This is a genomic window from Novosphingobium mathurense (assembly GCF_900168325.1).
GTDB classification, from domain to species: domain Bacteria; phylum Pseudomonadota; class Alphaproteobacteria; order Sphingomonadales; family Sphingomonadaceae; genus Novosphingobium; species Novosphingobium mathurense.
This window is the reverse complement of the sequence record NZ_FVZE01000001.1, coordinates 896,484-921,208: the sequence shown is the minus strand read 5'-3', so window position 1 is coordinate 921,208 and position 24,725 is coordinate 896,484. Positions and strand designations below refer to the sequence as shown.

The 24,725-nt window shown below is 63.9% G+C and carries 14 protein-coding genes; 11 read left to right on the top strand and 3 right to left on the bottom strand.

What is annotated here, in order from left to right:
- Positions 1-45 precede the first annotated feature (45 nt).
- The 5 genes from B5483_RS04385 to B5483_RS04365 all read left to right on the top strand — a co-directional run bounded on the left by B5483_RS04385 (position 46) and on the right by B5483_RS04365 (position 8,134).
- Entirely contained in the window at positions 46-1,326 is a 1,281-nt protein-coding gene (locus tag B5483_RS04385) for a TolC family protein (protein WP_079729569.1), read from the top strand.
- Entirely contained in the window at positions 1,326-2,585 is a 1,260-nt protein-coding gene (locus tag B5483_RS04380; RefSeq protein ID WP_079729568.1) for an efflux RND transporter periplasmic adaptor subunit, read from the top strand. The genes B5483_RS04385 and B5483_RS04380 overlap by 1 nt, the downstream gene beginning before the upstream one ends.
- A 22-nt stretch (positions 2,586-2,607) precedes the next feature.
- Positions 2,608-5,772, top strand: a complete 3,165-nt coding sequence (locus B5483_RS04375) for an efflux RND transporter permease subunit (RefSeq protein ID WP_176167964.1) — start codon at positions 2,608-2,610, stop codon at positions 5,770-5,772.
- 389 nt (positions 5,773-6,161) lie between these two features.
- Positions 6,162-7,364 (top strand): hypothetical protein, encoded by a 1,203-nt coding sequence (locus tag B5483_RS04370; RefSeq protein ID WP_079729566.1) that lies wholly within the window; start codon positions 6,162-6,164, stop codon positions 7,362-7,364.
- Positions 7,361-8,134: a glycosyltransferase family 2 protein gene (locus B5483_RS04365; protein WP_079729565.1), complete on the top strand. Its 774-nt coding sequence runs from the start codon at positions 7,361-7,363 to the stop codon at positions 8,132-8,134. Before B5483_RS04370 ends, B5483_RS04365 begins: the two co-directional genes overlap by 4 nt.
- A 351-nt stretch (positions 8,135-8,485) precedes the next feature.
- Here B5483_RS04365 and B5483_RS04360 read toward each other — a convergent pair whose 3' ends face one another.
- Positions 8,486-9,670, bottom strand: a complete 1,185-nt coding sequence (locus tag B5483_RS04360; protein WP_079729875.1) for a hypothetical protein — start codon at positions 9,668-9,670, stop codon at positions 8,486-8,488.
- A 475-nt stretch (positions 9,671-10,145) separates the two neighbouring features.
- Between B5483_RS04360 and B5483_RS04355 the strand changes: the two genes are divergently transcribed.
- The 6 genes from B5483_RS04355 to B5483_RS04330 all read left to right on the top strand — a co-directional run bounded on the left by B5483_RS04355 (position 10,146) and on the right by B5483_RS04330 (position 22,447).
- Positions 10,146-15,701, top strand: a complete 5,556-nt coding sequence (locus B5483_RS04355; protein WP_139383901.1) for a beta strand repeat-containing protein — start codon at positions 10,146-10,148, stop codon at positions 15,699-15,701.
- 28 nt (positions 15,702-15,729) lie between these two features.
- The gene (locus B5483_RS23420) at positions 15,730-16,437 is read left to right on the top strand and encodes an OmpA family protein (protein WP_245828812.1); all 708 of its coding nucleotides are present in this window, start codon (positions 15,730-15,732) and stop codon (positions 16,435-16,437) included.
- Positions 16,438-16,454: 17 nt separating this feature from the next.
- Positions 16,455-17,852 carry a TolC family protein gene (locus tag B5483_RS04345; RefSeq protein ID WP_079729564.1) on the top strand — a complete coding sequence of 466 codons (1,398 nt, stop codon included), beginning with the start codon at positions 16,455-16,457 and terminating at the stop codon, positions 17,850-17,852.
- A 73-nt stretch (positions 17,853-17,925) separates the two neighbouring features.
- Positions 17,926-20,058: a type I secretion system permease/ATPase gene (locus B5483_RS04340; RefSeq protein WP_054947869.1), complete on the top strand. Its 2,133-nt coding sequence runs from the start codon at positions 17,926-17,928 to the stop codon at positions 20,056-20,058.
- Between the two features lie 56 nt (positions 20,059-20,114).
- Complete coding sequence (locus B5483_RS04335; protein ID WP_231634785.1) at positions 20,115-21,164, top strand: cell wall hydrolase; 1,050 nt, start codon at positions 20,115-20,117, stop codon at positions 21,162-21,164.
- Positions 21,161-22,447 (top strand): HlyD family type I secretion periplasmic adaptor subunit, encoded by a 1,287-nt coding sequence (locus tag B5483_RS04330; protein WP_245828811.1) that lies wholly within the window; start codon positions 21,161-21,163, stop codon positions 22,445-22,447. Before B5483_RS04335 ends, B5483_RS04330 begins: the two co-directional genes overlap by 4 nt.
- A gap of 21 nt (positions 22,448-22,468) precedes the next feature.
- Here B5483_RS04330 and B5483_RS04325 read toward each other — a convergent pair whose 3' ends face one another.
- The gene (locus B5483_RS04325; protein WP_079729563.1) at positions 22,469-23,455 is read right to left on the bottom strand and encodes a transglutaminase-like cysteine peptidase; all 987 of its coding nucleotides are present in this window, start codon (positions 23,453-23,455) and stop codon (positions 22,469-22,471) included.
- A 59-nt stretch (positions 23,456-23,514) separates the two neighbouring features.
- The gene (locus B5483_RS04320) at positions 23,515-24,717 is read right to left on the bottom strand and encodes a glycosyltransferase family 87 protein (protein ID WP_176167945.1); all 1,203 of its coding nucleotides are present in this window, start codon (positions 24,715-24,717) and stop codon (positions 23,515-23,517) included.
- Positions 24,718-24,725: the final 8 nt, after the last annotated feature.

Below are 24,725 nucleotides of genomic sequence, written 5' to 3'. Positions count from 1 at the left end.
GATCGGGCGCGGGTTGTCCCACGCCCGTCCGCGAGGCTTCATGTCATGTTTTCGTACCCTTCCGCGCGCCTTGCCGTGCGCCTGATACGTCTGGCGCCCCCGTGCGCCGTCATTCCGCTTGTCCTTTCGGCCCAGGCCGCTTCTGCGCAGGGACTTACCCTGTCCGAAGCGCTGTCCCGGGTCGCCACGACCAATCCCGCCTTGCAGGTGAACGCAGCAAGGCTCGAAGCGGCCGATGCCGCGGTTGCGATAGCCGGGGTGCGTCCGCGCGATACCGTCGGCGTCGAGGTCGAGGATTTCGCCGGTACGGGCACTTACGGTCCGCTCGAACAGCAGCAGACCACCGCATGGTACGAGCGTACCTGGGAGCGCGGTGGCAAGCGGGAGGCCCGCCTGAATTCCGCGCGCGCCGAACTCGGTGTCGCCGGCGAACGCAACGCGCTGCGCATGCTCGACATGCTGGCACAAGTGCAGGCCGCCTGGGTCGATGCGCTGGCCGCCGAGGCGGGCATCGCCATAGCGCAGCAGCGCCTGCAGGTTGCCGAGCAGACACGGGCACAGGTCGACCGCCGGGTGGCCCGCGCGCTCGATCCCCTGTTCGCCGCCGAACGCGCGAAGACGGCGGTTATCGAGGCGAGGATCGCGCTCGATCAGGCTCGCAGGCAGGCGCGCCTCTCTCGCGCAAACCTGTCCGGCTGGTGGGACGGAGGCGAGGACTTCGCACTCGAGACAGAGCCCTTCTTCTCGGTTCAGGAAACCGCGCCTTCGGCTGATGAAAGTCCCGACCTGGCGCTGTTGTCGGCCGAGCGGCAGGCGGCCGATACACAGGTTCGCCTGGCCGAAACAGGCGATGCCGGCAATGCGACGGCCCGGATCGGCATTCGTCACTTCGGGCAGGGCAACAATGTGGCCCTCATGGTCGGAGGCTCGATCCCGCTGGGCAACCGGTCGGCCAATCGCGGCAATGTCGCGCGCGCCGCTGCCGAGAGCCGGGCTGCCGAGGCCGAGATCGCGGTCGCGCGCCTGCAGGTCGGCCGCGAGGTGGATCGCCTCGTGGCGCAGCGCGCGGCGCTGGCGAGTGAAATCGCCCGCATCGAACGCGAAGTCCTGCCCTCGGCGCAGAAGGCGCTCGCGCTGGTGCGCGACGGTTTCGCGAGGGGGGGGACGGCCTTCACTTTCCTTGAAATCAACCAGGCCCAGCAGGCCCTGATCGACGGCCGGTCCCGCCGTGTCGACCTGCTGCGCCAGTTCCATCTCGCAGGCGCGCGGCTCGACCGACTGACCGGTCGCCACGCGTCCCTCGTTTCCAGCACGGAGATCCGCTGATGATCCGGTCGCTTTTCTGCGCGAGCTCGCTGCTCGCCCTGTCCCTGCTTGCCGCTTGTGGCAACGACGCCACCCATTCCGACCATGCCGAAGCCGAGGGTGAAGCCCACGCAGCCGGCGCAGACGAATACGAACGCGGCCCCCATCGTGGCCGGATGCTGCGCGATGGCGATTTCGCGCTCGAGGTGACGATCCACGAAGATGGCACGGAGCCCGAGTTCCACGTTTACGCCTATCGCGACGACGAACCGCTGCCGCCCGGCGAGGTGCAGCTCGCCGTCGAACTCACCCGCCTTGGCGGTGAGGTCGATCGCTTCGCCTTCGCGCCGCGCGAAGATTATCTGCGCGGCAAGGGCGCGGTCCGTGAGCCGCACAGCTTCGATGTGAAGGTGCGGGCTGTGGAGGGCGGACGCACGCATGCCTGGTCCTACGCTTCCTATGAAGGGCGTACGACAATTTCGGCTGAGGCAGCCCGTCAGGGCGGAGTGGAAACCAAGAAGGCCGGCCCGGCGCAGATTGCCGAATTGGTCGAGTTGTCCGGCCGGGTGGAAATCACGCCCGAAGGCCAGGCCGATGTCCGCGCGCGATTGCCGGGGCAGATCATGTGGCTGAGCGGCCAGCTGGGGCAGGCGGTTCGCAAGGGCCAGACGCTGGCGCGGGTCGAATCGAGCCATTCGCTGCAGACATACGCGATCCCTGCGCCGATCGGCGGGATCATCGTCGAGAAGAACGCCAATGTCGGCGACGTGACCGGCGATCGCGCCCTTTTCGTCATTGCCGATCCCACGAAGCTCCATGCTGAGTTCTTCGTCTACCCGCGCGATGCCGAGCGGGTGCGCGTCGGCCAGCCCGTCAGCGTGCGCAGCCTTTCGGGCGACATACAAATGACGGCTGAGGTCGAGGCGATCCTGCCGACCGCGGACCTCGCCAGCCAGACAGTTCTGGCGCATGTTCACCTGCCGCCCGCCGCGGCCAACGTGTTCAGGCCGGGAATGGGCGTGAACGGGACGTTCACCGTCGCCTCTGCCGAGGTGCCGCTGGCGGTAGAGACCAAGGCGATCCAGCGCTTCCGCGATTTCGAAGTGGTCTATGCCAAGGTTGGCAATACCTACGAAGTCCGGATGCTTCAGATCGGGCGACGCACTCCGGAATGGACCGAGGTTCTCGGCGGACTCAAGCCGGGCACGGAATACGTCACCGACGGGGCTTTCCTGATCCGGGCGGATGTCGAGAAGTCGGGGGCCAGCCATGACCACTGAGGCATCCGCCAACAAGCAGCAGGTGCTCGAGAGCATCATCGCCGCGTCCATCCGCTTTCGCTGGACGGTCCTGAGCCTCGTCGCGATGTTCTGTGCTATCGGCATCTGGGCCTTCCAGCACCTGCCCATCGATGCGACGCCCGACATCACCAACGTACAGGTCCAGATCAACAGCGAGGCGAAAGGCTTTTCTCCGCTCGAAGCGGAACAGCGCGTCACCTTTCCGGTCGAGACGGCGATCGCCGGACTGCCCGGGCTGCAATATACCCGTTCGATATCCCGCTACGGCCTGAGCCAGGTGACGGCGGTCTTCGCGGACGGAACCGACATCTATTTCGCCCGCCAGTTGGTGAACGAGCGGCTGCAAACCGCGCGCGACCAGTTGCCCGAAGGCGTCGCGCCCGAAATGGGACCGATCGCTACGGGGCTTGGCGAGATCTTCATGTACACGTTGGAGGCCGAGCCAGGCGCGCGCAAGCCCGACGGCAGCGGCTATACGTCCGAAGACCTGCGCACATTGCAGGACTGGGTGATCCGCCCGCAACTTCGCAACACGCCCGGCGTCACGGAAGTAAACAGCATCGGCGGGTTCGAGCGGCAATACCACGTCACCCCGCTGCCGGATCGGCTCTCGGCCTATGGCCTGGCTCTCGGCGATGTCGTGAGGGCGCTCGAACGCAACAATGCCAATGTCGGCGCGGGCTATATCGAGCGTTACGGCGAGCAATACCTCATGCGCGTGCCGGGGCAGGCGTCCAACCTCGACGACCTGCGTTCGATCATCGTCACCAATCGCGGCGGCGTGCCGATCCGCATTGCCGACGTTGCCGACGTCGTCATGGGGGAGCAACTGCGCACGGGCGCTGCGACCGAAAACGGCCGCGAGGTTGTGCTCGGTACCGTCCACATGCTGGCCGGCGAGAACAGCCGGATCGTCGCCCAGGCCGCGGCGCAGCGGCTTGAAGAAGCGGCAAAGGCGCTGCCGCCGGGCGTCAGGGCGGTGGCGATCTATGACCGCACCGACCTCGTCGAGCGAGCGGTGGCGACAGTCGAGAAGAACCTCGTCGAGGGGGCCTTGCTCGTCATCGTCATCCTGTTCCTCTTGCTCGGTAACATCCGCGCCGCGCTCATCACTGCGGCGGTGATCCCTGTCACCATGCTCATGACCATCACCGGCATGTTGCGCGCAGGCGTCTCGGGCAACCTCATGAGCCTTGGGGCGCTAGACTTCGGCCTGATCGTCGATGGCGCCGTCATCATCGTCGAGAACTGCCTGAGGCGTTTCGGTGAGGCGCAGCACGAACGTGGCCGCCTGCTCGACCGCGCCGAACGCTTTGCACTGGCGGCTTCGGCCACTTCGGAGGTCATCCGGCCATCGCTGTTCGGCGTGTTGATCATCGCGCTCGTCTACGTGCCGATTTTCGCGCTGACCGGTGTGGAAGGGAAGATGTTCCATCCCATGGCGATCACCGTCGTCATGGCCCTGAGCTTCGCACTCGTCCTCTCGCTGACTTTCGTGCCGGCTGCGGTGGCCCTGTTCGTTACCGGCAAGGTGGAGGAGAAGGAAAGCCGTCTCATGATCCGGGCCCGCCGGATCTACGAACCCGCGCTCGATGCGGCCCTGCGTTTGCGCAAGGCCTTCGTCGCAGGGGCTGTCGTCCTGGTCGCCATCGCGGGCCTTTCGGCAACCCGGATGGGAACCGAGTTCATCCCAAACCTCGACGAGGGCGACATCGCACTGCATGCGCTGCGCATTCCGGGGACCAGTCTCACGCAAGCCGTGCACATGCAGACAGCGCTCGAGGCCCGGTTGAAGCAGTTCCCCGAAGTGGATCGCATCGTCGCCAAGATCGGCACCGCCGACATCGCGACGGATCCCATGCCTCCTTCGGTCGCTGATACTTTCGTGATGCTCAAGGACCGGTCCGACTGGCCCGATCCACGAAAGCCGCGTGAGCAACTGGTGCGCGAGATGCGCGAGGCGGCGATGAGCGTGCCGGGCAACAATTACGAGTTCACCCAGCCCATCCAGATGCGCTTCAACGAACTGCTGTCCGGCGTGCGCGCCGATGTCGCGATCAAGGTTTTCGGCGACGATCTCGACACTCTTCACGAGATCGGCAAGACGATCGAGGGCGTGGTCGAGGGAATCGACGGCGCGCGCGACGTCAGCGTGGAGCAGGTGACCGGCCTGCCGGTGCTGCAGGTCACCCCCGACCGGGCGGCGCTGGCCCGTCTCGGCCTCAATGTCGGCGATGTGCAGGAGGTCGTGGCCATCTCCATCGGCGGCGCCGAGGCCGGGGCGATCTTCGAGGGCGATCGGCGTTTTCCGCTGATCGTACGCCTGCCCGAAGACATCCGCGGCAAGGCCGACGAGATCGGCCGCCTGAGGATCCCACTGCCGGGCGAGGGTGGCGAGCCACGCGGTTTCGTGCCGCTCAGCGACGTGGCCCGGGTCGACGTCGTGATCGGTCCCAATCAGGTCAGCCGCGAGGACGGCAAGCGCCGCGTCGTCGTCACCACGAACGTGCGCGGTCGCGATCTCGGTTCGTTCATCGATGAATTGCGCGAGAAGGTCGATGCCGAAGTCGAGGTTCCGGCCGGTTACTGGGTGAGCTATGGCGGCACGTTCGAGCAGCTCATCTCGGCGGCAGAGCGGCTGCGACTTGTCGTACCGGCGGCCCTGCTGCTGATCTTCGCCTTGCTCTTCGCCCTGTTCCGGTCCGCCAGGGACGCCGGCATCGTCTTCTCCGGTGTGCCGCTGGCCCTGACCGGAGGCGTGGCAGCGCTGTTGCTTCGCGGATTGCCGCTGTCGATCTCGGCCGGTGTCGGCTTCATCGCCCTATCGGGCGTTGCCGTGCTCAACGGCGTCGTCATGCTGAGCTTCATCCGTCAACTGCGGGAGGCCGGCCAACCGCTGGATGAGGCCATCCGCCAGGGCGCGCTCACCCGCCTGCGCCCTGTGCTGATGACCGCACTGGTCGCCAGTCTCGGCTTCGTGCCGATGGCGCTCAACGTCGGAGCCGGAGCGGAAGTCCAACGCCCGCTGGCGACAGTGGTGATCGGAGGCATCGTTTCCTCGACCCTGCTGACCTTGCTGGTGCTTCCCGCACTCTACCGGATTGTCCACCGACGCGAGGCGGAACCGGAAGCGGTGCGAGAGGAGACAGGGGCGGTGCAGGTGTGAGTTGCAGGGACGCGAAGCCTGTGTGTGCGCAATTGCAGGCTTCGCGTCCCACGCCTTGGAGGATCGTTTGAGCTGTTGTCGACAGATGCGCAGTGGTGCTCGGAAGACTCGATGCATCTGGACTAGGTTGAATCCGGTGAAGTGACTTTCAGATGAAACAAAACCTTGCCAGTCCATGTGCTGCATCATCGGCCTTGGCTGTGCAAGGCCATGTGCTGAAAGCTGGATCTGGCAATCTGGCCCGATGGCGCGTGCCCGTTCGATGATGCGAAAGTTGCAGATTTGTCACTTGTCAGTGAATCGGTCTGGAAACTATTTGGCGCCGAAATTCCGCCCCTGGATTGGCAGCCTTGGCTGTTTTTACAGGTCTCTATTCGAAAGTTGCTTGAGTGCGCGTAGCGTTCCTGTTCAATCATGATCAAGTTCATCAGGTCGCACACAGTCTCCCCATAGCAATGGCATTGGCAAAGGGCGGGTTCGACGGCGAAATCATAGTTGCGACCAGTAATGCGCTCCTGTCCGAGCAAGTGAAGAGTTTGGGCGGTGACCTGATCGGTTCCCGCATAGAGCATGTGGAACTGCGGCCATCGCAGGCAACGCAGCGTCTGAACTCGATGCTCAGCAAGCTCGTTCCCATGGAAAAGTTGCTGATTTATCGTGACAATCTTGAATTCTTTCGCAGTCTCGATTTTCTCGTCGTAACGGAGAAGACGTCGCTGCTCCTGAAGGAGCGCTACGGACTTCACGATCTCAAGATCATCCACACCCGCCACGGTGCGGGCGATCGCGCTATTGGCTTCAACAAGGCAAGCGCGGGCTTCGATCATGTTCTCTGCTCAGGGCCGAAGGTGCGCGACCGGTTGATCGCCGAGGCTGGCGTGTCGCCCGAAGCGGTCAGTATCGTGGGGTATCCCAAGTTCGACCTGGTGCGAGGCAGCGAGCCGCTTCGCATCCTGCCGAAGGCTGAACGGACGGTTCTGTACAATCCGCATCCATCACCGCATTTGTCATCTTGGTACCGCCATGGACGCCAGGTGCTTGAGTATTTCCTCGATGCGCCTAGGCACGGCCTGATTTTTGCCCCGCACGTGATGCTGTTTCAGCGCAAGTTCGTCGTGACGGTGGATCGCTTCCGGGTCGACCGCGCCGGCGATATTCCGCAGAAATTCCTGCGCGGGGACAATATCAAGATTGATCTGGGAAGCCGCCGCTCGGCCGACATGACATATACGCAGGCTGCGGATATCTACCTCGGGGATGCCAGCAGTCAGATCTACGAATTTCTTCTCAAGCCACGTCCATGCATCTTCCTGAACTGTCATGGATACGATTGGGTCGGCAAACCCGATTTCAGGCATTGGTGCGCGGGTGAGGTTATCGATAGCCCGGCGCAGTTGCCGGAAGCTCTGGCGCGCGCGGATGAACTGCATGAAACCCGCTATCGGAATATCCAGGAAGAGATGTTCGCCGAAACTTTCGACCTGAATGAAGTCCCCTCGTCAGAGCGGGCTGCCGAGGTCATATCCAGATTGGCCAATGATCACGCGAGGGCGTGGCGGGAGACGACGTTAATGGCGGTTTCGCACGCATGAGCAATGTCACTGTTATTCTCCCATTCTTCAACGAACAGGGATGGGTCGGACGGACCGTTCAAAGCCTTGCCGCGCAAGGCAACCATGCGTTTCGATTGCTGCTGGTCGACAATGGTTCGACCGACGAAGGCGCTGCCGAAGCAGCTCAAGCCGGAGAGATTCTGGGCGACCGTTTGCAGATCGTCAGGTGCAGCATTCCCGGCAAGATCAATGCGATGCAATTCGGTCTGGCGCGAGTCGAGACGCCCTTGGTCGCAATTTGCGATGCCGATACATTCTATCCGCCAGACTATATAGACCGGATCGTCTCTCTCTTTGCTACTGATCCGGCGGCAGCCGCGGTCATGGCGATAGATATCTACAGACCCCTGTCAGATCCTGTCTCGCGCAAGCGGGTCGAGTTCGTCATGCGCAAGAGCCGTCGTTTTGCCGCAAAGTGCCACGCCGGTGGTTATGCTCAGGCCTTCCGAACCGACTGTCTTCGCGAAGCGGGCGGCTTCGATACCGACCTGTGGCCCTATGTTCTCGAAGACCATGAAATCGTCCACCGGGTCGGTCGGTTCGGTCACTCGGTCTATCATCCCGATCACGTGTGCTTCCCGTCTGAACGCAGAACCTCGCGGGAATCGGTCAGTTGGACGCGGTTCGAGCGGCTTCTGTACCGCTACATGCCGTCAGCAGGCATGGACTGGTACTTCTACCGTTTTCTCGCCGAACGTCTCAGGTCCCGTAAGTGTCACGGCACGGCCTTGCGGGAGAAGACGTGGTGATTTCCGCCACTTGCCACGTTGTCCTCGCCAAACTTTCGGCACGCCACTTGGGCGCAACCTAGAGGACTAACCACACAGCAATTCGGAGTTCAGCTCCGCGGTCAATCCGATCGCGGAAAAAGGGGGAGTCCGCCTGATCTCATGCAGATCGCGGGGCAGGCCTCGTCTTGACGTTCTTGCGATCGAACGTTCCTCGGAATTCTCATCGGTCAATCAACGGGGGTGATTGTGCGTTGTCTTGTTTCAAGAATATGGAAGGAATTGACGCTCTTGTTGCAGGCAATCTGGCAAGGCGTGGAATGACCTCGCGATCGTGTCTCGCGAGGGGCCAGTGAAGTCCAGGTTGCGGCGCTAGAACTGTGCAGACACCATCAACCGGTCTCCTCCGGCGTCATAATGGATGTCGAACCCCGCTGCGCGCAGGTCGGCGAAGCTGACGTAGTCGGCGGCGGCGGCGGAACTGGCTAGCCTGTCGAAGGTTTCGGGCGCCATCTGGTCCTTCACCGGTGCAAGCAGGTCGGCGAGCTTTACCGATAAGTCCCCTGTCATGCCGATCCGGACCGTCAGGCTCCCCGCAGGCATTCCTTCGAGGCTCAGGCTCGCGACGTGCAGGATATGATCGCCGACGATGCGATCGGGCACTTTCGCGACCTTTGTCGCGTATTCCGGACGAGACCGGGTGAGCTCAGCGCTGCCAGTGCTTTGTGCCTGGATCGTCGCCATGCCGGATTTCCTGATAGGGCGACGGGCCGGCGTAAGCTTTGCAAGGTCGAAGTCGCGCACTTCCTCTGATTGCGAGAACAGCCCCAGTCCGTCAGTGCCCGAGAGCGGTCCCGTGCTGGGAGCCGGTCCGATATCCGGCTTCGCACCGGACGCGAGCGATTGTTCTGTCGGGGTGGGGACCGGCACGGCGGTTTGCGGGATTGGGGGGGCGACGACTTTCAGAGTTGCGTCGGGGTGGAGGGGGGCGGTGGCCACAAGATGTGCCGCAGACGGTGGCATCGCGATGCGCACCGCATCGAGCGGTCCGTGGCGCTCGACATTTTCAGCCTGCGGCTTGGCATAGCCGGGTTCGGGCAGACGTGCCTGGATCGATGTCCCTGTCGCAGCCAGAACCTGAGGTGCCTGTCTTGTCGGTGAGAGTTGTCGAGAGGCTGGGTTGGGGCTGACAACGGCTGGTGAGAGAGCTTCCGACTGCTGACTGCGCGCGCCTGTCGCTGCGTATGATGCGCTCGTCGGCGCCAGCACGCTGGTGAGGCCAATTGCGCCGGCCTTTGCCGCCTGCGTCAAGGCTTCGGCGGAATCCTGAAATGTCGTCGTGATGGTCGGGGCCTGGCCGAAAGTCGGTGAGGTGAGGCGCAGGGGTTTGACTTCAAGCTTGCCCATCCAGTCGCCGACCGTCCCGTTGGATACCGTCACTGCCGGATAGGTGACCGTAAAGCCGGCCATGCCGGTGGCCAGGGCGAGGGCAAGGACGCGCGTGTCCGAAGTGCCCAGATGGCTTTTTGCAAAGTCCATTCCCATCGCGATGTTCATGACGGCCCCCGTTCGTTCGATCGCAAGCGCCAAATATCGAACGCGCAACTATCGCTGTAAATCAGGCTGTTGACAAACCTTATCATCCGGAATGGTCGTCCGTTCAGGCTTTCGGGTTGAATTGCCCTCCCATGGCTTCAGGAAAACTGCGTTAAAACAATAACGTAAGAAAATTCATCCGGCCGCTGTCGAGAAAAGGATTACCCCGAAATGTGTGCAACACCGGGACAGGCTCACGTTAAGGTTAGTTAACGAGCTTGTCTCTGAGGGTGCCACGTGTTGCTGTGATTTCAGCCGGTTAAGTCTGCTCCGAGTCGCTCTCACTGAGCGCCGAGAGAGGCAGGCGCCGGTTGAAAAGGGCGCAATGGTCAAGCGGTGTACAGTCGCGTTGCGTCCGGAATCCGCCGGCTGACCATTTCGAACCCGTCTGCATCGCGGCGCTTTGCCGCGGGCAGCAAGCGACAGGGAAGTGGTTATGGATTTTCAGGACGGTCACGGTTCGGACAACAGGTCTCCGGCGGATGCCAACCTGGCAGGTGGCAATGTCTCGGCAGCCGCGTCTGCGGGTCATACGCAAGTCTTGCTTCCCGATGCCAACAACCTCGTCGTTCTGCCGGAAGGCGCCACGCTCGATGAACTGTCGGTGCAGGGGCGCGACCTTATTCTCACGCTTCCTGACGGCCAGGTCTTCGTCATTCCCGACGGCGCAGTCTACGTCCCGCAGATCGTCATCGGCGATGTCGCGGTGCCGCCTCTCAACCTTGCGGCACTGCTGACCGGCAACGAGCCGCAGCCTGCCGCCGGAGGAGTACAGAGTTCGGGCGGCAATTTCGCCGACCCTACAGGTCCGATCCAGGCCGCCTATGGCCTGGGTGATCTGCTTCCCTATACCGAACTGTCGTTCCCGCAGCCCCAGCAGGAGGAAATCCTGCCCCAGCCGGTGAACAAGGTTCCCGACATCCTGATCCAGGACGGCGGTCCGGCGTCCGATTCAGCTGTCGACACAGTCTCTGAATCCGGGCTTTCGGGCGATCGTCTCAACGGCAACCAGGAAACGCCGGGTTCGGCTTTCGGTAGCGGTTCGGACGTCACGACCGGCACGATCTTCGTCACTTCCGAAGACGGCATCGCTTCCATCGCGATCAACGGTGAAGTGCTCACGGGTGAAGCCGGCCAGCAGATCGAGGGTGCCTATGGCCGCCTGACGCTGGGCGCGCTCAATGGCGACCGGATCGCCTACACCTACGAACTCTACGACAATACCAGCGGCGACAACACGTCGGACGTCTTCACGGTCGTGGTCACCGATCCCGATGGCGATGCGGCTACGGCCACGCTGACAGTCAACATCGTCGACGACGCTCCGATTGCGCGTGCGGATACGGATAGCGTTCCGGCCGCCGACTTCACCGCGCAGACCGGCAATGTCCTGAGCGGCGAGGGCACCACCAGCGGTACGGCCGGGGCAGACACTCTCGGAGCCGATGGCGGCACTGTTACCGGCGTGCATGCGGGCACTTCCGGTACGTTTTCGGGCACCGGATCGGTAGTGACCGGCGAGTACGGCACGCTCACGCTCCTTGCCGACGGTTCCTACAGCTACGCGCGCACTCCGGGGACCGGCGGCGGCGTTACCGATGTCTTTACCTACCAGGTGACGGACGGTGATGGCGATGTTTCGACTGCGACGCTGACCATCAGTATCGCGGACAGCCCGCCGATGATCATTTCGGTGCCCGAGATTGGTGACGGAACCCAGGTCAACGAGAACCAGCTGCCCCCGTCGACCGACACGCGCGATGGCGAGGACCCCGGTTCGCAGTTCATCAGCGGACCGGAATCGACGACGGGAACGATCACGTTCCATTCCGACGATGGCCTGACCAGCGTCTCGATTGGCGGGACTGTCGTGGATCCCGGCTCTTTCCCGCAGGTTGTTTCGAGCGACGCGACGGGCACGCTGACCGTCAATGACTTGACCTACGATCCGGTCACCGGTGACGGCAGCGTCACTTACACCTACACGCTCAACGACAACACTTCGAACACGGACGGGACGACCGTTTCCTTCGAAATCACGGTCAACGATGCGGACGGCGATTCCGCGACCGACAATCTCGACATCAATATCGTCGACGATGTGCCGACGGCCCATGCCGACACCGGTTCGGTCACCGAAGGCGGCAGCCTGACGGTCCCGTCGCTCGGAGTCCTGACGAACGACGTACCCGGTGCAGATGGCGCGACTATAACCGGCGTGGCCACCGGCACCGACACGACTTCGCCGGTCAGCGGCAACCTTGGCGGAGCCGGCATTGCGGGCACCTACGGCACGCTGATCCTCAATGCGGACGGCAGCTATACCTACCAGTCGAGCGCCAATGCGGTACCGCCTGCGGGGGCGACCGACAGCTTCGTCTACACCATCACCGATGGCGACGGCGACACCTCGACCACGACGCTGACGATCAGCCTCACCGACAGCGGGCTTGCCGCGACCAACGAGGACGCTTCGGTCGACGAAGCGGCGCTGGGCATCGGTTCGAACCCGTCCTCGACGGCCGAGACGGTCTCGGGCACGCTGACCGACAACGCCTCGGGCGGCGCGGGCGGCTATACTTACGCGCTGGTCGGTTCGGCCACCGGCAGCCACGGGACGATCTCGATCGCGCCCAACGGCACCTGGAGCTATACGCTGGCGACCCCGGTCGACGGGGCGACGCTCGACAATGGCGTGACCACCGAGAACAACGTCGAGAGCTTCACCTACCAGGTGACCGACGCCAACGGGAACACGACCACCAGCACGATCACCATCGATGTCATCGACGATGTGCCCACCGCCCGTGCCGATACCGACAGCGTCGTCGAAGGCGCGTCGACCGACGGCAACGTGCTCACCGGCACCGGCACCACTTCGGGCCTCGTCGATGTACTTGGCGCCGACGGCGCGGCCCCGGGCGGGGCGGTCACCGGCGTGGCCACCGGCACCGACACGACTTCGCCGGTCAGCGGCAACCTTGGCGGAGCCGGCATTGCGGGCACCTACGGCACGCTGATCCTCAATGCGGACGGCAGCTATACCTACCAGTCGAGCGCCAATGCGGTACCGCCTGCGGGGGCGACCGACAGCTTCGTCTACACCATCACCGATGGCGACGGCGACACCTCGACCACGACGCTGACGATCAGCCTTACCGATGTTTCGCTGGTCGGCGACGATGAGAGCGTCACGGTTTACGAAAAAGCGCTCGATACCACCCAGACGGGTGCGGACGTTGCGGCGGGTTCGATTACCGGTTCGATGCCCTCGGATACGGGCGAAACTGCGAGCGGCGCCGTCTCCGTGACAGGGGCGAGTGGCTATTCGATCGCCGGCGGTACGGTTAACGGCAACCTGACGACGGTGGTGGGCACTTACGGCACGCTCGTACTAAACAATAGCACCGGTGCCTTTACCTACACGTTGACTTCGCCGGTTACGACGACGCCATCAGCCAACGATGGCGTGACGACGGCGCTCGGCGCGGAAAGCTTCACGTACACCGCCAGCGATGCCAACGGGAACACGACGACGGGCACGATCTCGATCGATGTCGTCGACGATACGCCCTATGCCGTTGTGCCCGAGGCGATCCAGGTGACCAACGGCGCGGCGCCGGTCTCGGCACCCGCGGACCTCGACGCCGACATGTCGGTGATAGACAACTACGGGGCCGATGGAGCGGGCACTGTGCGCTTCGCGCCGTCGCTGGACGGAGCGGACAGCGGGCTGACCCACAACTTCGTGACGATCACCTACACGCTGGTCAGCGATACGGTCCTTGAAGCCTATGCCGGTGCGGACAAGATCTTTACCGTCACGCTGGACCCGTCGAGCGCCACGTACACGGTCGACATGGACGGGACGATCGACTCGATCCAGAACATCGACTTCAATGCGGGCGGGTACAATTTCGTTGGCGGCAACAACAGCTGGTCGGGCTTCATCCCCGTGGGTGAGACGGTAGGGGCGCCGATCGACAACCACAGTCAGGACCTGTTGCTGACCCCGTCGATCAATCACACCAATGACGGCACGATCAACTCGACGGCCAATACCGGTGGTGTCGGCGGAGGTGCTTCAGTTGGATCCGGTGAGACTTTCCGTGTCGATTTCGTGACCGATCTGCGCGGGGATCCGGCTGACGGTCAGGGTGACTATGATACGGCGGTGAACCGCGACCACGTGTTCGACGGTCACTATACCGTCAATGGCGCGGTTGCCCTGTTCAAGTCGAGCAGTGGATCGACCGTCAACATCACTGCATTCGATGACCCCGACGGTAATACCGTTGTCGGGGATGGCGTGAAGGACACCATAACGGGTGTCTCGATTGCATATCAGGGTGTCGCTTATGAAGATGCGAGCGGCAATCCGATCATCATCCCGACCTCGACGGCGACAAACTATATCGTCAATGGCCATACCTTCACGGTGACGCTTCTGGCAGATGGTTCGGTCAATGTCGGCGGTGTCGCGGGTGCTTCGGGCGCCAGCCTCTCCGGCACGCAGATCGCGGTCTTCACCGGTGACGGTTTCAACAGCGTTGAATATACCTGGGCCGGTGGCGACACCTTCCAGATCGGCGACTTCGGCGCGAGCACGCTGACGAACGACCCGGTCAACTTCACCATTCCGGTCGAAGTGGTGGACGGCGACGGCGACGTCTCGGCGCAGTCGAACCTCTCGATCACGGCGGTGACGACGACGCCTCCGGTGGCGCTCGACCTCGATGGCGACGGCGTCGAATTCCTCGGGCTCGATGCCGGTGTCACGCATGACTATGGCAGCGGTCTTGTGCAGACCGCCTGGGTCGGCGCCGATGACGGCCTGCTGGCACACGATACCGGTCACGGCCTCGATATCGTCTTCACCGACGATGCAGCGGGAGCGGAGACCGACCTTGAGGGCCTGCGACTCGCTTATGACAGCAATGGCGACGGCAAGCTGACCGCGACCGATGCAGCCTACGGCGAGTTCGGCGTCTGGCAGGATGCGAACAGCAACGGTGTCGTCGATGCGGGCGAGTTCAAGACGCTCGCGCAGATGGGGATCACCGCGATCGACCTGACCGCAGAGGGTCCGGGATCTTTGGAAGCCAACGGCGATGCCATCGTTCATGCGACCGGTGAGTACACCATGAAGGGTGCAGCTTACGCACTGGCCGACGTCTCGTTCGCCACGGCGAGCGTGGACAGCCAGACCACGGCGCGCACGGCGGAAATGGCGGCGATCACGGCGGCTGCGGCAGGCTTCATGATGTCGGGCGCAGCCCATGCGATGCCGCTATCCCCGATCGCGATCGAGGCTATTGCCGCGGCGATGCAGACCTTCGAAACGCATCTGCCCGAAGTGACGGTTGCGGTGCCGGAACATGCCTCGGCGACGCCGCCGGTGTCATTCCTGCATGACGATCGGCAAGTGCACCAGGACAGCGAACCGGCAAGCCATCCGGCGCAGCATGCGGCAGAGCAGGGCGCGGGACACGGTCTTGGCGAGGCGGTCCAGCATCAGGACGTTGCGACGCAGCCTCTTGGCGGGGGCGAGCAGGGGCATGCACAGGCGAGCCCGGCACCGACCCTGTTCGGCGGCGGCGACTCCGGCTTGATGCAGGCGCTGTTGCTGGCCGCACAGGGCAAGCAGGCCGCAGGCTCGGATGGGCAAGGCAACGGGCAGGGCAACGGGCAGGGCAACGGGCATGGGGGCGAACACGGCCCCGTGGATCTACCTGCCGTGCAGGAAGCGATTGCTGAAAGCGCCGGGCACCATGCTGTGGACTCGCTGATCGATCACTTCGCCGGGCACTTGGGCGCGCATGGCGCTCCCGCCGGTGGCGAGGCGATGGGGGCTGAAGCTCTGGATCACGCGCTTGGCACCATGCTCGCCGGGGGCGGCCTTGAGGGTCTGCACGCTGCGGGTCTGGCCGGTGGATTTGAGATGGCTGCGATGGCCGCAGCCATGGAAGCACATTCGACGACGGTCGCCTGACGCGACCCGGGATATCGAGGGGATGAAAATGACGGGCAATTGGAAGGGGCCTCTGACGGCATTCGCGCTGGCTGGATGTCTGGTCCCGGTGGCGGCATGGGCACAGGACCAGCAATCGGACCTGATGTCGCTTGGCAAAGGGGAGCTCAGGAACGAGATCCGAACGCGCTACGACGCTGCTCTGGCGCAGACCGGGGACGCGAACGTCGTCGCGGCCGATACGCCGGCATTCATGTGGGCGTCGCAGGCAAAGGCGCAATGCGGCATTGCCCTGGGCTTCCTGAAGAGCGGGACCAAGGACCCCGTCAGCATCGGCAAGTGCGACGATGCCTATCGCCGCATGACGCAGCCGCAGATGGTGTCGCAGGAGACCGTTGCTCCGCCGCCGGTTGCCTCGGCTCCGTGTCTGCCCGGTCCTTACATCGTGTTCTTCGATTGGGACAGCAGCCTGATCTCGCCAGACGCGGCGACGATCCTCGATTCCACTGTCGCATCGACGGCAGGCTGCGGCGGGGCTGCGATCCGGATAGACGGATATACGGATCGTTCGGGAAGTGACCGTTACAACATGGGGCTTTCGACGCGCCGGGCCGATGCCGTGCGCGATTACCTCGTGTCGCATGGCACGACGGCCAGTTTGTCCACGCAGGCGTTCGGCGAAAGCAACCCGCGCGTGCCGACGGCGGATGGGGTTCGCGAACTCCAGAACCGCCGCGTTGAGATTACGGTCGAGTGACCGGGAGAGGTGTGAAGATGTTGTACGGTAGAACCATCGCGGCAGGGATTGCAGTCCTGTTGTCCGGAACGGCTTCGGTGGCGCTGGCGCAGTCGGCCGGCCCTGTCAGCCTGCGCGATGCCATCGTCGTTGCGGTCAATTCGAACCCCGAAGTGGCGCAGGCCCAGTATAATACCGAGGCCATCCAGTTCGAGCGCAAACAGGCGCAGGGCCTTTATGCCCCGCGCGTCGATGTCGAGGCTTCGGCAGGCTGGCGCCACCTCGAGAACAGGACCCGCCGTTCGCTCGGCATTGCCGGGCAGGAGCTCTATCCGCTGAGCGCCGAAGTGCGCGCGGAATGGGTGGCGCTCGACTTCGGTCGCCGTCGCGGAGAACTGCTGCGCCAGGCAGCGCGCGTCGACGGTGCCTCGCTGCGGGTGGTCGAACGTTCGGAATACATCGCCCTTCAGGTCGCGCGTCAGTACCTCGATATCCTCCTCCAGCAGCGCATCGTTGCCGCGAGCGAGGATAACGTGGCGTTTCACCGCTCGCTGGTGAACGATCTGACGACTGGAGTGGAACAGGGATCGATCTCGATCGCCGACCAGCAGCAATCGGAAGAACGACTGCAGGCCGCACTCGTCCGCCAGTCGGAGGCCGAGCAGGACCTGACGGAAGCGAAGATCAAGCTGCGTCGCCTGACCGGTCTCGACATCGACAACGTCTCGATGCCACCCGAACTGGTGGAAGGCTTGCCGGGCACGCTCAGCGAAGCGGTCGGGCTTGCCCGCACCGAAAATCCGCTGGTCAAGGAAGCGGCGGCGGACGTCGATGCCGCCGGCGCGTTGGCAGACAGCGTGCGCGGTGACGGCTTCCCCAAGATCGGCGTGGACCTGAACGGGCGCGCCGGTGAGGACATCGACGGTTTCCGCGGCTCCACCAAGGACGTGCAGGCCCGCGTGTTCCTGCGCTGGAACGTCTTCGACGGCGGCATCAACCGCGCGAACTACCAGGAGATGGTGCGCCGCGCGAGCGAAGCGCGTTACCGGCTCTACCAGGTCACCCGCGAAGCCGAAGAGGACGTCCAGACCGCCTGGACCACCCTGCAGACGCAAGGGCGCATCGGTGAACAGCTGGGCAACCAGAGCCGCGTGTCGGACGACCTGCTGCTGTCCTACCGCAGTCAGTTCAATGTCGGCCGCCGGTCACTGCTCGACGTGCTCGATGCGCAGAACACGCGCTACAACGTGCAGGTGCGGCTCGAAACCGCGCGCTTCTCGGAAATGTTCGCCCGTTATCAGGTGCTGGCCGCGACCAATCGCTTCCTCACCACGATCAACGTGCCCGCAGATGCCGGCGCCGGGATGAACGAGCGGGACCGCTTCCACTACGGCCCGCCCAACCCGGCCGAGACCCAGTACCGGACCTATCCCTGATCGCCCGCATGGCAGCGTGGCGATCGACGGCAAGGGCTAACGGGGGCGGTTGCCGCTCCTCTGGAAGAGCGTAATGTTCGAACGAACGGAAACGAAACGCGGCGAGGAAGACCTCCTCGTCGCGTGCATTGCCCGCATGGCGGAAAAGGCCGGGGTGTCCTGCGCACCGGTCATGTTCTCGTCGCTGGCGCGCAATGCGCAAGGGTACCTGCCGCGCCATCAGGCCGAAGCCGCGCTGGAACTGCTCGGCCTCAACTGCGATGCCTCGCGCCGGACCAGGCTGCCGACCAAGCCGGAGTTCTACCCGGCCATCGTCTCCCTCGAGGAAGGCCAGGTCGCCGTCGTTCACGAGGTGAAGGACGGCGATGCGCTGGTCTGGCGTCCGGAAACGCGCAGCGAAGGCTGGGAGCCGATTGCGGCCCTTGCCGAACGCTACGATGGCTGGATGGCCACCGTCTTCGGCGATTCCTCGACCGCGCGGGAGGCCGGGGCACCGTGGCAGGAGCGGGCCAAAAGCCACTGGTTCTGGAGCGAGCTCTACAAGCTGCGGGGCCAGTTCTGGCCGGTGATGGTGGCCTCCGTCATCGTCAACGTCCTGGCGCTGTCCTACCCGCTGTTCTCGATGAACGTGTACGACCGCGTCATTCCCAACCGCGCGCAGGCGACCCTGTGGGTGCTGGCGGCAGGCGTACTGATCGCCTTTGCCATGGATTTCATGATCCGACGTGCGCGCACCCGCGTTCTCGATCAGATCGGGCGCGATCTCGACCTCAAGCTGTCGCAGAAGATCTACTCCAAGGTGCTGTCTTCGCCGCTTGCCGGACGCAAGGGGCACACCGGCAACCTCGTGGCGCGCGTTTCGGAATTCTCGCTGGTGCGCGATTTCTACGCATCGACCACCATCGTGCTCGTCGCCGACATGGCCTTCCTTGTCCTGTTCCTTGCGGTGATCGCCTATATCGCGGGCTGGCTGGCGATGGTCCCGCTGATCGGCGCGGCATGCATGGCGATCTTCGGCCTGCGGCTGCAGCGCAAGGTCAGCAGCGCGGCGCTCGATGCGCAAGTCGACAACGGGTTGCAGCAGACGCTGCTGGTGGAATCGATCTCCGGCATCGAAACGCTCAAGAGCCTGTCGGGCGAGGGTGCGATGCTCGGCCGCTGGCGCCAGCTGGCCGAAGCCGGAGCCCATTCGCAGCGCCGCCTGCGCGACGTGAGTTCGGCGGCGATCTCGCTGGCCTCGACGTTCCAGCAGGTCACCAGCATCAGCCTTGTCATTGGCGGCTATTACCTGTTCGACGCGGGCAAGATCACGATGGGCTCGATCATCGCCATCGTCATGCTATCGACCCGCTCGCTGTCTCCTGCCGCGCAGCTCGCCTTTCTGCTCACCCGCAGCCAGCAGGCGCGCAAGGTGCTGGATTCGCTGCAGCAGGTCTGGCTCGAAGAGGACGAGCGCACCATGGGCAGCGCTTCGCTGACCCCCGAAGTGCGCAGCGCCAATATCCGGACAGAGGATCTTGAATTCACCTATCCGCAGGCATCGGTGCCATCGCTCGCCGGGATCAACCTGACGATCAACGAAGGCGACCGCATCGCCATCATCGGCAAGGTCGCTTCGGGCAAGTCGACCCTCGGCCGGGTGATCTGCGGTCTCTACCAGCCCACAGCCGGCTCCATGCTGGTCGACGGGATCGACAGCCGCCAGTACCGCCCGCAGGACCTGCGCAACGCCTATCGCTTCGTCGGTCAGGACGCGGTGCTGTTCAGTGGCTCGATCAAGGACAACCTCGCGATCGGCGCGGGCATCGTGCACGACGAGGACCTCCTGCGTGCCTTGCGGCAGGTCGGCGCGGACGAATTCCTCTCGCGCGATGCCAGCGGTTTCGATCGCCCGGTCGGCGAATCCGGGGTGCAGCTTTCCGGAGGGCAGCGGGCGTTCCTGTCGCTGGCCCGGGCCATGGTGAAGCCCTCGCGCCTGTTGTTCCTCGACGAGCCCACCGGGGCCATGGACAGCCAGACCGAGCAACTATTCGTCGAACGGCTGTCCCAATCCATGTCAGCTTCGCAGACACTTGTTGTCGCGACCCACAGACCGGCACTTTTCTCGGTCTGCAACCGCCTGATCGTGCTGGACAGGGGCCGGATCGTGGCGGACGGTCCGCGTGACGAGATCATCGCGTCGGCAGGCATGGGAGCCAGAACGTGAGTGCGCTAGCCGCCCCAATCGCACAGCATGCAGCGCATCGGAGATCCGCGCACGGGATGTCCGGGCGCAACCGGCGCGTGGCGTTCGGCGTCATGGGCGGCATGGTCCTGCTCGGCGTCGCCGCCTGCACCCAGGTCCCCGCGCTGCGCAGCGTTTTCGGGTTTGACGCAAGCGAGCCGGTGGCGGTCATCGTACCGCCCGAACAACTGCGCGCCGTGGAAGCGATGACGGTCGACGACAAGTCGCAGATCCTCGTTGAGGGAACCGAAGCCGAAGCGCGCAATGCGGCCATCGCCGTTTCGGATTTGCCGGTGGAGCGTGCAGCGAGTTTCGCTTTTCCCCAAGCCTCGGGCAATGCATACAGGACGGCGCTGAAGTGCCTGAGCCAGGCCGTCTATTACGAGGCGGCGCGTGAGCCACTGGAGGGCAGGCGGGCCGTTGCACAGGTCGTGCTCAACCGCGTGCGCCACCCGGCCTATCCGAACAGCGTTTGCGGCGTCGTCTACGAAGGTTCGCAGCGCAACACCGGGTGTCAGTTCAGCTTCACCTGCGACGGCGCGCTGCTTCGTGCGCCAATGGCGTCGCTGTGGGCCGAGGCGCAGGACGTCGCGCGCGAGGCGCTGGCCGGACGCGTCGAGGCCAGCGTCGGTACCGCGACGAACTATCACGCCGATTACGTCCTGCCGAAGTGGGCCTTCACCCTCGCCAAGATCGAGAAGATCGGCCGCCACATCTTCTATCGACTGCACGGAAAGTGGGGCCAGCGTGCGCTGTTCACCAGCGCCTACAGCGGCGTCGAACGGATCCCGGTGCTCGATTACGATGGTCTGCGCGCGCGCCTTCTGGCCGCGTCGCAGCAGGGGCACGAACCGGCTCCGGTGCCGGGACTGACCGTGCCGCCGGCCGTGACTGATCGCCACGCCGCAAACGATGTCGGCGGTCGTATCGACACGACCAAGCAATGGCGCCTTTCGATCCCCGATCCGGTTTCGGCCAGCTCGAAATACCAGTCGGCAATCGCGGCCACCACGTCGGTCCAGTCGCAGGCCGTCGAACCGGGAATGGAAACGGCATCCGCGCCGTCAAGGATAGTGCTCGCACGATGAACGCCATGATTTCGTCTTTCAGGCAGCGGATCGGGTATGACGACTGGGATGCCAGCCGCAGGTTGATCGTCCTGTGCGGTGTTGCCATGCTGGTGTTGTTCGTCTGGGCCGGGCTTGCCCGCGTCGATGAAGTGACCCGCGGCATGGGCAAGGTCGTGCCCTCCAGCAAGGCCCAGCTCGTCCAGGCCGCCAGCCCGGCCACGGTGCTGTCGATCCTCGTGCGGCCCGGCCAGATGGTGAAGAAGGGCCAGTTGCTCGTCCGCCTGGACGATTCCCAGTCCTCCTCCGCACTGGGCCAGCTGCAGGCGGAGAACGAACGCCTCACCGCGCGGGCCGATCGCCTGGAAGGCGAGGGCACCGGCACCGACAGTTCCTGCGGTGAAGGTACGATATGCGCCGAGGAAGCGCGCCTCTCCGAAGTGCGCCGCGCCGCGGCCCAGAGCCGCCAGAACGCTCTCGTCGCGCAAGTCGATCAGCGTCGCCGCGATCTGCAGGAGGGGCAGGCAACCGTCGCCTCGCTACAGAACAGCGCGAAGCTGGCGCAGGATCAGGTTAACATGCTCACCCCGCTTGCGCAGAAGGGCATCGTCCCCAAGACCGAACTGCTGACCGCGCAGCGTGATCTGGTCGATACGCAGGGCCGATTGTCCGCCGCTCGGCAGGGCGTCGGGCGTGCGCAGGCGGCGATCCGTGAAGCGGAGGCGCAGTTGCGGCAGGCCCGCCTCGATTTCCAGCAGGAAGCGCTCAACGAGCGCAGCGAGATCACCACCAAGATCGCCGTCAACGAAGAGACGATCAAGGGCGCCGAAGCGCGCCTTGAACGCAATGAGCTGCGCGCGCCTGCCACCGGCTACATCAACGATGTTCAGGTCACCACGGTCGGCGGCTTCGTCAATGCGGGCGAAAAGCTCATGCAGATCGTGCCGGTGGGCGAAAAGCTGCTGGTGGAGGCCCGCGTCGACCCCAAGGACATCGCGTTCATCAAGGTGGGCGATCCTGCCAACGTCAAGGTCACGGCCTACGACTTCTCGATCTATGGCGGGTTGACGGGCCGCGTGCGCAACATCAGCGCCGATAGCATCTACGACGATGTCGAGCGCAAGGCGTACTACAGCGTGATGGTCGAGACCGACAAGGCGTTCATCGTCAAGAACGGCACGAAGTTGCCGATCATGCCGGGCATGATCTGCGACGTGGAGATCGTCACGGGCCGCAAGAGCATCCTGACCTACCTGTTCAAGCCGGTTCTGCGCGCTTTCGACGAGGCCCTGACCGAGCGCTGATTTTAACGAGATGCGACCCGTTCAGCGTGCGGCGAGAAGCGTTGGTGCCTGTTCCGGTTCGCGCGTATAGCCGTGCAGCCACTTGCCGCCGGCGCTGAACGACATGATCGGCCGGTAGTCGTAGCTCATCGCGCCGTCGAGGAGCTTGTCGGTCGCATTGTCGAGCAGCCAGTAGCGGCCCTCCAGCCTGACGACGAGCAGGGCATGATCGGCATTGCGCACGGTATTCCGCGCGATCGTCAGGTACAAGTCGGAACGCGGCACGCCCAGTGCGGCAAGCGCCTGCATCTTGAAGATCGCGATGTCCTCGCAGTCGCCGGCGCCGCGCTTGAGGGTGGCGCTGGCGGTCGCCCAGTAGTCGGGCTTGCCGTAGATGTCGCTGTCCTCGCGGTAGCGGATATGCCGGTTGGACCACGCATTGACCGCTGCAAGCGCGGTTTCGTTTACGCCAGCGCCGGAGCGCGTAGCCATACCGGCTACGACGCGGCTCGACAGCCCGGCGCTACGAACCCGGTCCCACTGCGCATCGAAGTTCGTATGCCGCAGGGGCAGGCGTGCGCTGCCCAGGAAGTTGTCGGGATTGGCCGGCGTATGGCTCGTTGCAGAGTAGATCGCGGGCATCGTACGCGCTTCAGCCAGTGATGCACAGCGCCAGCCCCCGGCAGCCGGCGCGATCGGCGCCAGAGCCTGCGACGATTGCCCTTTGCGAGACGATTGCTGCATCGAGATCAGCTCAAGCTTGCTCGGCGCACCGCCCAGCAGCGCAGCCGCCTTGCTGGCGACAGGTTCCGGCGTCAGAGCGACGTGCCCCGCAGAGGCGGGCCCTTCACAAGCGCTGGCAGGAAAGTCCGAACCCGATGGAGTGAGACTAGAAAGGCCCGATATCCCAGCAACGGCCACCAGCGGCAGCCCCAGCACCACCGAGGCCGAAGCCTGCGCCGGAGCGGCAATGGCGAGCTGTAAGCCGAGAACCGGCACACCCGCAGCAACGAGATGGGACCACTTCATACGGCAAAGACTTGCCGCACCGGCATCAATATGCCGTTTATCGCCGTGGTTAGCGGATATTAACGATGATGGGCGTCAGGCTGCGTCTTGGCCGAATTCTTCTCGATGATAATGCAGCGCCAGATCAGTGCGGTAAGCAGGATGCAATAGGCAAAGGTCAGATTGATCCCGAGCGGAAACGTCAATGCACGGCAAGCCAGAGGCGCAAGATAAAGCACTACCAAGAGCGGCCGCTTCCATGCTCCGAACAGGCGTTCCCTTGATTGCCTTGCCAGCCAGAGCCAAGGCAGGATGAGGAACGCAAGATCGTAGTTAAAGAGATACGGCGTTACCAGGGCGCTGGCTGCGAAAAGAAAGGCCAGTTTGGCATCGGTAGGGACCTCTATGGACCAAACTCTCCAGGTCAGACACACGAGAACGACGCTGGTCATGCCTTGCGCCCAGATCGCGAGATACTCGCTGCCTGTTGCACGCAAGGCCGCATAAACAGTGGTCTGGCGCAAGAAGAATTCCGGTCCGGAATTGGCCATCAATGCGCGGCTTACTTCCCAGCTTTTGGGATAGGCCAGCATTGTTCCGCTGCCGAAGACCACCCACGCCAGCAGCAATAGAATTGTGCTTGAGCACGCCGCACCGGCAATTGCGCGCCAGTTGCGCGATGCCAGGAAGGCTACGGGCATCAGCACCGCAAGGTGCGGCTTGATGATGAGCGCGCCGGTCCAAAGTCCCGCCACGAAAGGCCTGCGCTCAAGATTGGTTGCGAAGGCCGCTTGAAGGCCGCTGGTCAGTAAACCAGTCTGCGCATGCCATGCTGAAACCAGGGCGCCGGGGAAAGCTGCTATCGGCCAGGTTAGCTCTCTATCGGCTTTGCGCGTCTGGTAGAGCCAGAACCCGTAAGTGGCGCAGATCCAAGCCACCCACGCCTGATTGTAGGCCAGGAAGCCAAGTGGCGCTACGATGAAGAGGAACGGCGGCGGGTTGACGAATGCAAAGACGTCATTCCGCCCGACTGTAGCCTGTATCGCGAAGGTCGATTTGAGATCGTAGACGGTTTCGGCTGCCCCGGTCAGGACCAGTCTCCCGGCCGACCAGAATGCCAGGAAATCGCTGCCGCTTTCGCCATTCGCCTGCATATAGAAATGCAGGAAGCTTGGCAGCGAAGCGATCAACAGGATCGCGGAGTATGCGACGAGCCTCTGGCGATCGATCCAGCCAAGCTGCACGAAGGATAGTTTGCCAGCGAAGGCGCTACGTGGGCTCACCGGAAACC